The organism is Microcystis sp. M53598_WE2, assembly GCF_030067735.1.
Classification (GTDB): domain Bacteria; phylum Cyanobacteriota; class Cyanobacteriia; order Cyanobacteriales; family Microcystaceae; genus Microcystis; species Microcystis aeruginosa.
Genome location: NZ_JASJFE010000318.1, coordinates 1 through 10,485, shown reverse-complemented (window position 1 = coordinate 10,485; position 10,485 = coordinate 1). Strand labels below are relative to the sequence as shown.

The 10,485-nt window shown below is 42.5% G+C and carries 12 protein-coding genes; 5 read left to right on the top strand and 7 right to left on the bottom strand.

Features of this window, described 5'->3' with window-relative positions; all coding sequences use genetic code 11:
* Positions 1–340 (bottom strand): hypothetical protein (locus tag PX636_RS06960; protein WP_288116577.1); only part of this gene is annotated, 340 nt, incomplete at its 3' end.
* Positions 333–554: a hypothetical protein gene (locus PX636_RS06955; RefSeq protein WP_012264164.1), complete on the bottom strand. Its 222-nt coding sequence runs from the start codon at positions 552–554 to the stop codon at positions 333–335. The genes PX636_RS06955 and PX636_RS06960, both read right to left, overlap by 8 nt.
* A gap of 377 nt (positions 555–931) precedes the next feature.
* Here PX636_RS06955 and PX636_RS06950 point away from each other — a divergent pair, with 377 nt between their 5' ends.
* Together PX636_RS06950 and PX636_RS06945 are read left to right on the top strand one after the other, a co-directional pair.
* Complete coding sequence (locus PX636_RS06950; protein ID WP_002794978.1) at positions 932–1,225, top strand: DUF433 domain-containing protein; 294 nt, start codon at positions 932–934, stop codon at positions 1,223–1,225.
* Complete coding sequence (locus tag PX636_RS06945) at positions 1,222–1,566, top strand: DUF5615 family PIN-like protein (protein WP_002794977.1); 345 nt, start codon at positions 1,222–1,224, stop codon at positions 1,564–1,566. Before PX636_RS06950 ends, PX636_RS06945 begins: the two co-directional genes overlap by 4 nt.
* A gap of 262 nt (positions 1,567–1,828) precedes the next feature.
* Here PX636_RS06945 and PX636_RS06940 read toward each other — a convergent pair whose 3' ends face one another.
* The 5 genes from PX636_RS06940 to PX636_RS06920 all read right to left on the bottom strand — a co-directional run bounded on the left by PX636_RS06940 (position 1,829) and on the right by PX636_RS06920 (position 7,920).
* Positions 1,829–3,097 carry a glycosyltransferase gene (locus PX636_RS06940; RefSeq protein WP_288116575.1) on the bottom strand — a complete coding sequence of 423 codons (1,269 nt, stop codon included), beginning with the start codon at positions 3,095–3,097 and terminating at the stop codon, positions 1,829–1,831.
* Entirely contained in the window at positions 3,097–4,839 is a 1,743-nt protein-coding gene (locus tag PX636_RS06935) for an ABC transporter substrate-binding protein (RefSeq protein WP_004162990.1), read from the bottom strand. The genes PX636_RS06940 and PX636_RS06935 overlap by 1 nt, the downstream gene beginning before the upstream one ends.
* A gap of 198 nt (positions 4,840–5,037) precedes the next feature.
* The gene (locus PX636_RS06930) at positions 5,038–6,177 is read right to left on the bottom strand and encodes a citrate synthase (RefSeq protein ID WP_002796663.1); all 1,140 of its coding nucleotides are present in this window, start codon (positions 6,175–6,177) and stop codon (positions 5,038–5,040) included.
* Between the two features lie 288 nt (positions 6,178–6,465).
* Positions 6,466–7,161, bottom strand: coding sequence for a Uma2 family endonuclease (locus PX636_RS06925; protein ID WP_288116574.1), 696 nt, complete (start codon positions 7,159–7,161; stop codon positions 6,466–6,468).
* Between the two features lie 171 nt (positions 7,162–7,332).
* Entirely contained in the window at positions 7,333–7,920 is a 588-nt protein-coding gene (locus PX636_RS06920; RefSeq protein ID WP_079207311.1) for a hypothetical protein, read from the bottom strand.
* A 263-nt stretch (positions 7,921–8,183) separates the two neighbouring features.
* Between PX636_RS06920 and PX636_RS06915 the strand changes: the two genes are divergently transcribed.
* The 3 genes from PX636_RS06915 to PX636_RS06905 all read left to right on the top strand — a co-directional run bounded on the left by PX636_RS06915 (position 8,184) and on the right by PX636_RS06905 (position 10,379).
* Complete coding sequence (locus PX636_RS06915; RefSeq protein ID WP_190722289.1) at positions 8,184–9,407, top strand: DHH family phosphoesterase; 1,224 nt, start codon at positions 8,184–8,186, stop codon at positions 9,405–9,407.
* 52 nt (positions 9,408–9,459) lie between these two features.
* A complete protein-coding gene (gene sixA, locus PX636_RS06910) occupies positions 9,460–9,954 on the top strand; it encodes a phosphohistidine phosphatase SixA (RefSeq protein WP_002797816.1) in 495 nt (164 codons plus the stop codon).
* Between the two features lie 68 nt (positions 9,955–10,022).
* Positions 10,023–10,379, top strand: coding sequence for a hypothetical protein (locus tag PX636_RS06905; RefSeq protein WP_002797815.1), 357 nt, complete (start codon positions 10,023–10,025; stop codon positions 10,377–10,379).
* Positions 10,380–10,485 lie beyond the last annotated feature (106 nt).

The window sequence follows — 10,485 nt, the reverse complement described above, 5'->3', positions numbered from 1 at the left end:
GTCCCAATATTAGAGGTGCATATTTATCTTGAGTCCAAGCAAAAGCTAAATCTACAGCAGGGAATTCTTCAACAGTGGCTTTGACAACCAATGCACGAGCTTCAAATCTAGCTAAATTCCCTCCTAATGTTAAAGATAGCCTTTGATTTTCCCAGACTGCGCCTAATGCCAGCCCCATTTCATAAGGCAAGACATTAACACTAGAGCCAGTATCCAACAGACCTGAAACACTCAAGGATTGACTTTGATACGTTAATGCTAGTGGCAAATAAGGAAGCGTACTGAATGCTCCAAGACTAGGATCTACCTCAGTGAAAGCAAATCTTACTTTATTAGCCATGAGTCAATTCTTGTTTCTCTTTTAATGCTTGAGCAAGAATGGCGGCAGCCTCAAAAGAGTCATGTAAACCTTGTCTAGGGAGATCATCTTGAATAGACATCGGTGCAATACCAGAATCCTTGAGCAACTCGGCTACAAGAAAGTTAAGTAATAAGAGCTTATCGGAGTAAGACAATTGCTTGAGCAGGGGCGCAAATTGAGTAGTTGTCAGCATGGATTCAAGAAAGTTACGGATTTTGACTTTCTGCACTTTGTCTGAGTATAACACCACCTTTGCGCTAATCCCTGCCCCAAAAGCAGGCTAACTTTGCTGTTAGACAGAAATCCCAGAAATGTTCAATCTAATCTTTATGGTTCTTCGGTTTGTGTCAGTGCGATGCCGAAGGCACTGCGTAGCAGTACGCCGCTCTGGTAGTTAATGAAATGTAACGCACCTCTTTTTTCTCTAGTCAAACTATTAGAGCCAGTCTTAGGTTAGGTTGCCGAAAAAACATCTAGCCGACGATGCCTCTAGCGACTAGATGCCATGATCAAGTCATGTCTGTCCCTGACTAAAATAGAATCAGCGATTTCCCTAAGAGACCTAATTCCATGACGATTATCACTCTTTCACGTTATGTCACCAGAAACAATGAGATTTTAGGTGGAGAGCCAATTATTGAAGGCACTCGCACATCTATTCGCGCAATCGTAGGTCTGTGGCGATTAGGTGTGATGCCAGAGGAAATTCCAACTCATTTACCTCATTTGACCTTAGCACAAGTGTTCGATGCCTTGAGTTTTTATTTGGATCATCAAGCAGAAATTAACGAGTACATTGAACGTAACCAAGTCCCCGATGAGTTGGTGCATCCTTCTGTAAAGGCAGCTTTGGGTAAGCTATGAGCATATTTGCTTCGCTTTACATGGACGAAGATATGTCGGCGTTAGTTGCAACACTTCTGCGTTCTCGTGGTTTAGATGTCACCACTGTTCCTGAGCAGTCAACTTTGGGCAAAACTGACAGCGAACAATTAGAATTTGCAGCTTCTTTAGGTAGATGTCTTGTCACCCACAACCGAGTTGATTTTGAACGATTACATCTTCAATTCATAGAGGAAGGCAGAGAACATTGTGGAATTATTGTTGTCCCTCAGAAAACTGCCTACGAGGTCGTGCAACGGGTTGGTGTTTTAGTCAACACGTTGACTGTTGATAGTATTAATAATCAGTTACTATACGCATGATTTCTCCGCAAACTTACACTCTAAGCACAAGCCAGCTAACACGATGAAGCGGCGATGTTCTAGTTCATTCATCACCGCTGACCATTGCTGTTAGACAGAAATCACAGAAATGTTCAATCTAATCTTTATAGTTCTTCGGTTTGTGTTAGGCCATGGACGGGTTATAAAGGGCGATTTTTGTCAATTGTTTTCGATAACGTTTTTAAAACCCGACACCCGACACCCTGTCCCCAGGAAAAACTTTTTTAGCAGACCCTAGCCATTATACCGATAGGACGGGTTGGCCAGTAGAAATGGCTTTTTCGACGATATCGGCGGCCATTTTCACCCCTCCTGTCTTCTGTAGCACTTTTTGCATTCTCAGGGCATTTTCTCGGTAACTGGGGAAGGATAAGACCTTTTCAATCGCCTTTCGTAAACGGGGAACTTCTAGACGGGAAATCGGAATCACTTCCCCTGTCCCCGACCATTTTATCCGAGCAGATACCCCCGGTTGGTCGTTAGTGATGGGAATAGCCACCATCGGTACAGCTTGGGCAAGGGATTCTAGGGTAGTATTTAAGCCTGCGTGGGTGATAGTAAGAGAGGCTCTGGTTAAAAGCTCTAATTGGGGAGCGTAGGGAACAACTAGGGCGTTTTTGGTTGTTATTTGAATGTTAGAGTCGGTGTTGCCCAAGGATAAAACTAATTGTACCGGCAAATCGGCACAGGCTTCGGCGATCGCATTAAAGGCCGATTGTAGGCGATTTTGAATTGTACCGAGGGAAGCATAAATCAAGGGTTGTCCGGTTAATTTTTCGTAAGGAAAAGGAATCGTTTTTCTGGTGGAGGAATCGTGAAAGGGGCCGGTAAAGTGAAAGTGAGCGGGTAAATTTTGCCGAGGAAACTCGAATTCGGCAGGTTGTTGGCTAATTTGGGCGATGGGTGAATAGCGTTGATTGATGTTTTGATAGGGAATTAACCCCCATTCTTGACGCTGCCGGTTGATTAACTCATTCAGGGGACGAGTCAGAGAGTCAAGGAGTTTATAGCCAATTTTATTGCGAATAACCCCGATAAATGAGGGATTATAGTCCCAAGTGGTCATAAAGGGCGGAATAAGCGGGTCACGATTTAAAACCAATGCCCCAGCAAAACTGACAAAGGGAATAGCTAATTTTTCTGCGATTGTACCTCCTGAGGGGGAGACTTGATCGACAATTAGGGCATCAATTCCCAAGCGACGCATCTCTTGAGGGATAGTTTCAAAGAGGGCAGCGGTAGAATTAGTAACTGATTGTACCGTGCGACGGACGGCGGCTGTTCCCTGTAATTGACCAATTTCGGCTAAATTTTTGGCTGATGTGCCTTTCGGATATTGGTCGGGTGCAATTGCCTGAAAATCTAAGCCGGCTGCTTGCACCATTTCTTCACCATCAAGAGTTAAAAAACAGGTAACTTTATGACCGCGTTTTTGTAACTCTTTTCCTAAAGGTAGGAGAGGATTGATATGTCCAGAAGCGGTGGGACAAAGAATGCCAAAATGAGTCATTAAACACCTCCACAGGTTTTCTTTAATTCTTCTAGATTCCAGAATGCACCGCCTAAGGCGGAGAATTGTATTCCTTCAAAGCAGTTACGCACAGCCCCCAAAGCGAGGGGATTAACTAGATAAATAAAGGGGACGTATTCCTGTTGAAGTTGTTGAATTTCATTATAGATAACTTTGCGCTTCTCAAAGTCTAATTCTTGGGAACCTTTGACGTATAAATCGGCGATTTTTTTCTCCCAATCCGCCGCTTGCCAGCCTTGAATCGGCGGGCTGCCGGGTTGAGGTTGTTGGTTAAAAGCGTGGAGATTTCCATCTACATACCAAATATTAGGGGCGTGGGGTTCATTATCGCCAGTAAACCCTAAAATATGAGCTTCCCAATCTAGACTATTACTCAGTTTATCAACTAAATTGCTAAAAGCGATCGCTTGAAAATCCACTTGAATTCCTATTGCGGCTAAATCATTTTTAATTTGCGCCCCAATAGCTTCCCTGATTTTATTTCCTGCATTAGTAATCAGGTTAAATCTAACGGGATTATTATCGGCATCGACTAGGAGATTATCACTATTATACTTAAATCCCGCCTCTAATAATAATTCTTTGGCTTTTTCGGGATTGTAATCGTAACCTTTCAGGGTTTTATCGTAAAAAGGAGATTGGATAGAAAGAAAAGAATTTTGTTCTTGTCCCAATCCTCGATAGATATCATCAATCATTCTTTGACGATTAATGCCGTAGGCAATAGCTTGGCGGAAATTTAAGTTATTAAACCAACGGGATTTAATCGGATCTACTAGGGGTTTTCCGTCGCGTTTTCCTTGATTGAGATTAAAACCGATAAATTGGGTTCCGTAGGCAGGTCCCCCATTAAAAATAGTGAAATTTCCTCTTTCTTCTTCAGTTTTTAAGAGGGAGAAAAATTCGGGAGTTACCCCAATAGAATCTAAACTTCCAGAACGAAATTGCAGTAAAGTTGTGTCCTGCGATTCAACAATTGCCCAAATTACCGAAGTTATATGAGGTAATTGTTGTCCCTGGGCATCTTTTTTCCAATAGTAATGGTTATTCTCAAAAATAATCCTTTGTCCCGTTATATATTCTTTTAGTTTATAAGCACCATTAAAAACAATTTTATCGGGAGGAGTATCTAACCCCCAAGTGGAGAGAAATTCTAACCTACCATCGGGGCTTTTTTTCTGAATAGTTTTTTCTAAAGCGTGTTTAGGTAAAATCGGTGAACTGACAGCATCTAAAAAAGGAGCAAAAGGTTCGGGGAGTTTAAATTCGATCCTGCGATTATCTAGTTTAGTGATAACTGGAAATTCTTTTTTTAATCCTATTCTTAAACTATCGCGGTAGTTGTTGGGAATATCAGGATTTAGATATAAATCTTTATAGGTAAAAACCACATCATCAACGGTTAAGGGTTGACCATCCGACCATTTTAAACCCTCTCTCATAGTAAAAATAATGTTCAAATTATCATCGGAAATTGTCCAAGATTCTGCCAAGACCGGTTCTTTTTTGCCAGTAATGGGATTTTCTGTTAATAGTCCTTCGTAGGTTAAACCAAAAATATTCGGGGATTCGGCCGATAAAACAGCATTAAAGGTTTTTGGGTCACTTAATACCGATATGACCACTTGATTGCGTCTAACTTGATTACCACAAGCAGTTAGGGAAATCAGCAATAAACAAGAAATTAAAAATACCGTTAATCCCTGCCAAAATTTCACCATAATCTTTAATATTTTTCTGTCCGACTATCTAGAAGTAGAGACCTTGCCTTGCTATATACACCGAAACTGACCAAGCTGAAAGCCGCTGGACTGTTTCCTTGCCCCATCAATATAACAGGAAATGAGACAAAAAATCTCGCCTAGGAAAGATTGACAAAGGCGAGAAACCGTGTTTCCATCAAAAATATGAGATAAAATCTAAGAACGTTGTTCGATCGGTGTATAGGGGACTTCGTGTTCTCCAGTGTAGATTTGGGTAGGACGGAAAATGCGGTTAGTATTTAATTGTTCTTTCCAGTGGGCCAACCAACCGGCCACCCGGGAGATGGCAAAAATCGGGGTAAATAAATCATTGGGGATGCCTAATTTCCGATAGACCAATCCCGAATAGAAATCCACATTAGGATAGATACCTTTTTCGCCGTAGATATCCACCATTGCCTGTTCTAATTCTAGGGCGATATCGTAGTATTCATCGGAACCTAATTCCGCGAATAATTGTTCGGCAAGGTTTTGTAAAATCGTCGCCCGGGGATCCTTAACTTTATATACCCGGTGTCCAAAACCCATAACTTTTTGTTTATTGGCGATACATTTTTCCACATAGGGACGAACATTAGCCACCGAACCGATTTCCTCTAACATTAACAATACTTCCTCGTTTGCCCCACCGTGGAGGGGGCCGGCGAGAGTTCCCACTGCTGAAGCGATGACACCGTAGGGGTCGGTTAAAGTAGAAGCCGTCACCATGGCCGAAAAAGTCGAGGCATTCATGGTATGTTCGGCGTGGAGGGTCAAACAGACATCGAAAACTTTCGCCGCTAAATCCGTTGGTCGTCTTTCCGTCAACATATAGAGGAAATTGGCCGCATAATCAAGACTATCGTTGGGCTGAATGGGATGATTACCTTTGCGAATTAATTGAAACGCCGCCACCATGGTGGGGATTTTCGCTAATAGCCGGACTACTGCCTGACGGATATATTCGGGATTATCCAAAGCCCGACGGGCATAGTATAACCCTAAAGCCGCCGCCGAAGTTTGTAGCGCATCCATGGGATGGCCTTTTTCGGGGAAGCATTTCATCATGTCTTCGATACGGTACTTGATGCGTCGATGATAACGGATTTCATCGGCAAATTCGTCCAGTTCCGCCCCCGTGGGCAGAACACCCCAGATAAGGAGATAGGCGGTTTCGAGGAAGGTACTTTTTTCGGCGAGTTCCTCAATCCGAATGCCCCGATACTCTAAGATTCCCTTTTGCCCATCCACAAAGCTGATACTCGATTGGGCGGCGGGAATTCCTTCTAAACCTGGCCGATATTCACAAACTGTCATAGTTCTACTTTCCGTGGCGAAGATTAAGCCCTAACGCTAACTTACTTGATCTTTCCACCCTTACCGAAATTTTATAGAAATTCTTCGGTTCTGCCTCTCCCGTTCAGGATTGGGGAGAAGTGGACGGAAATTACCCCTATTTAGCGATTGCTTCGTCGATTTAGTCAACCCTGCCCTAGCGCATTTTTTCTGGGCTTACTGTTGCGACTCTAGCTAGAGGACTTGATATTTATCTACTTTCATTGTAGCGAGACTATCTCGATCGATTGAGTAGATCAATAATTTTTTTTAAGTTTCTTCGGGATTAATATTTAACTCCCGCAGTTTTGCCGCCAATCGTTCGGCCCTTTGTCGTTCCGTTTCGGCCCGTTGACTTTCCGCTTCGGCCCGTTGTCGTTCCGCTTCGGCCCGTTGTCGTTCTTGGTTGTAACTGGTGAAAGGTTGACCATCGGGATAATACAAGAGTAACTCTGGTTCGGCTAATTGAAAACGAATGCCCAAGCGAGGACTTACCCAATTATCGAGATTTTCTAGACTTTCGAGCCGATTTTCCCGACGAATACAGCCGCCCAAATCATTTTTATCGGGATTATAAATGTAGTATTCTTCCACACCATAACGGTCATAAAACAGTAGTTTTCTGGTCATTTCCGTTTGGGTATTACCTGGAGAGAGAATTTCAAAAACCACTTGCGGGGGGATATTGTTCTCTTTCCACTGTTGATAGGATCCCCTTTCCCCTTTCGGTCTGCCGAAAGCGACCATCACATCGGGCGCTTGTCGAGTCTTATTATCTCCTTCCACGGGATACCAGAGTAAATCGCCAGCGACAAAAACATCGGCATTATTGGCAAATAACCAGTCTAAATTCGCTTTAATCGTCGTAATCCAGCGAAATTGTCTTGTATTATCGGCCATCGGTTTACCATCGCTATCGGGATAGACGATTGCGGTTTTCGGGCTGTCGTCGAGTTGTCCAACCATTGCTTAACCCTAGAATTTCGTCTTTGCTTGCTTAATAGTATAACTTTACTATAAAAAACCGGGGCAAATATTTAGGGTTTGCGGCAAAAAGTTTTTCCTGGGGACAGGGTGTGACCAACTGTCTGCATCATAACCGATAGTGTCTGCCGCCGTTCCCTGTACACGCGCTTGTTAGGCATCGGATTGGCTAGAGTGTATAAACTGGTGAAAGTCTGGTGATTTAATGAATGATTGAAGGTCTTTTAGTCCCTCTATACATGAGGTTAACATCCACCCAAGCTCTTCAAGATGAGCTAATAATCGAGGGTTTTGTTCATCTAAAAAACTGATTAACTTATAATAGTCTTCTATAGAGCTAGTATCGAGTAGCGCTAAATCTTCATGAATCAACTTGTTTCGTTCCGCCACAATGTCTGAGAGAGCCTGTTTCTGAGCAGTTAAGAAATCTGGGTCACTATAGGTAGCCTTAAATGACCAAGACATACCTAACTCAGAAGAGTCTAGTTGAGGTTCAGACTGACTATCATCCACTAGCACAGTGTTATGTAATTTCCCAACTAGGCGACCTAATGTGTGCTTACGAAATCTCTCATAATTGTCAACCAACTGGTTAAGGGTTGATGTTGATAATCCCTCGCTCTGAGTCACTGAAAGTAGATACTTTAAAGTACCTTCAATCTTTGAAAAATTAACTATATTTCTACCCAGCTTTCTTAGTGCTTCAGTTCTAACTACTTCAATATCTATCGGTTCATCCATGATTAATGGTAAGCTGTTGACTATCTAAATTATCTATTTTAACAAGTAATGGCAGCGATGGTTAATTGCCCTCACTCCTAACCGCTCTCCCAGAACAAACAGGAGAGGTCTTTCGATAGACTAGAGTTATGGACCGACAGTGGGGAGCTAGGGGCTGGAAAAGCTTAATATTTGAGATGAACCGATCGAGCCAGAATATCGTCTAGAATTAATTAGCTCAAAAAATCCTGACTGAATCTACCTTTAAGCGAACTTTTCTAAAAATGATGGCTGAATTACTGAGTCTAGTTCCTGCCAAGTCCCTCGAAACCGATGTAGTGGTAGGGGAAGCGTCGGCAGTATGTCCCCTTCCTCCAGTCACGGTTAGTAATGATACCCTACTTATTTCCCTAATCGATCGCTTGCGACGTACTTTGGAAAATCACCGCGGCGAAAATCAAATTGTGGTGATGCAGGATTTCCCAGATCCCGATGCTCTTTCTAGCGCCTGGGCCTATCAAATTATCGCCGAACAGTACGATATTCACTGTGATATAGTCTATGCGGGTACTCTCTCCCATCAGGAAAATGTCGCTTTGGTAAAACTAACGGGTTTACCGGCTAAACGTTGGGGAGTCCATACCCTCAAGGATAGAGATCTTTCGGTTTATCAGGGTTGTGTTTTTGTCGATGGTCAGGGAACCAATAGTCAGTTAACCACTCTGGTTAAACAGGCAAAAATTCCCATTATTGTCGTGATCGATCATCATACCCGCCAAGGGGATCTAGACGCGGAATTTGTCGATATTCGTCCCCAAATGCGGGCAACAGCGGCGATGTTAACCCAATATATCCAAAAAGGGTTACTGAATTTTAATAGTAGCGATACCGTCCATGTTAAGTGTGCCACAGCTTTGATGCACGGATTGCGATCGGATACGAATAATTTAATGCAAGCGCAAGAGTGTGAATTTATTGCTGCTGGTTATCTCAGTCGTTTCTACGATGCCCAATTATTAAATGCTGTCCTGCAATCGGCCAGATCCCGACGGGTGATGGATGTGATTGAACGGGCCTTAAAAAACCGTATTATTAAAAATAATTATTCGATCGCCGGGGTCGGTTATTTGCGTTATGATGACCGGGATGCGATTCCCCAAGCTGCCGATTTTTTGGTGACAGAAGAAAATGTTCACACGGCTTTAGTTTATGGTATCGTTCACGATGAAGATGAGGATATCGAGTTAGTCATTGGTTCTATGCGTACCAGTAAAATTACCCTAGATCCCGATGAATTTCTCAAGGAAGCTTTCGGACAGGATAACCAAGGTCGCTTTTTTGGTGGTGGTCGTTATATGGCCGGAGGTTTTGAAATTCCGATCGGTTTCCTCGGTGGTTTTAATAATAATGCCGAATATGCGAAACTCAAGTGGGAACTGTATGACACCCAAATTAAACAGAAACTTTCCCATCTAGTTAACCCCGATGAAAAGGTAATTCGCACCTAGCTATTAGACCTCAGCTATCTGTTATCATCGCAAAGACCGACCTAACACTGATATGAAACTTTATTTTGTGCGTCATGGATTAGCAGGACAATCGGGGGATTATCTCAACGACAGGGAACGTCCTTTAACCGAGGAAGGTAGGGCCAAAACTGCTAAAGTTGCCCAAAGATTAGGACAGTTGGGGGTGAAATTTGACCTGATTTTGACTTCTCCCCTGGTGCGTGCCGTGCAAACCGCCGAAATTTTGCAAAAAGCGGGTTTAAGCCGTAAAATTGAGCAATTTAATCCCCTATCACCCAACGGCAATATTCAAGATTGGGTGCAATGGTGGCAAAAGTCGGACTATCAGCGAGAGGAAAACGCGATCGCAATGGTAGGCCACGAACCGGATTTAGGCTATTGGACGGAAATGCTAGTTTGGGGCAAGTTTCAAGGAAAATTATCGGTCAAAAAAGCGGGAATAATTGGTCTAGAGGTTCCCAATCAGGAAAATCCCCTAGGCAAGTGTCAGTTATTCTGGTTGACAGCCCCGAAATTACTCCTCTAGGAATTAACCTGGGTGTATCTATCCTTTTTGGGGACTACAATCGATGTTTAGTTAATAGTTAAAAAATCATGAACGATGTAGAATTACGCCAGTTATTAACTGAGAAGTTAGCAATTTTGTCCGCAGACAATCTTAATTTAGTTGGGCAATTTATTGATAAGTTAACTCATCAAGAGGCAGCAAACAAATCCGACAATTACCTAACAGAAAAAGCATTACAAAAATGGCAATTTTTAGTTAAAAATAACCAAGAAATGGACAATACAAATCCTTTAAGTGAAAATGAAATTAAGATAATTTGGCAATTTTTAAGTCAATCTCATCGATCTCGTCCGGTAGGATTAGCTAGAGGAGAATTTACCATCTCTGATGATTTCAACGAACCTTTACCAGAGGAAGTTTTAGACTTGTTTTATCCACAATGAGATTGTTACTAGATACACACATTTTTCTTTGGTTAATTAGTGTTTGCTCAATAAATCTAAAAACCTTGTTGGGTAAGACTTTTAGACTTTTTTCCCATCAAAAAGT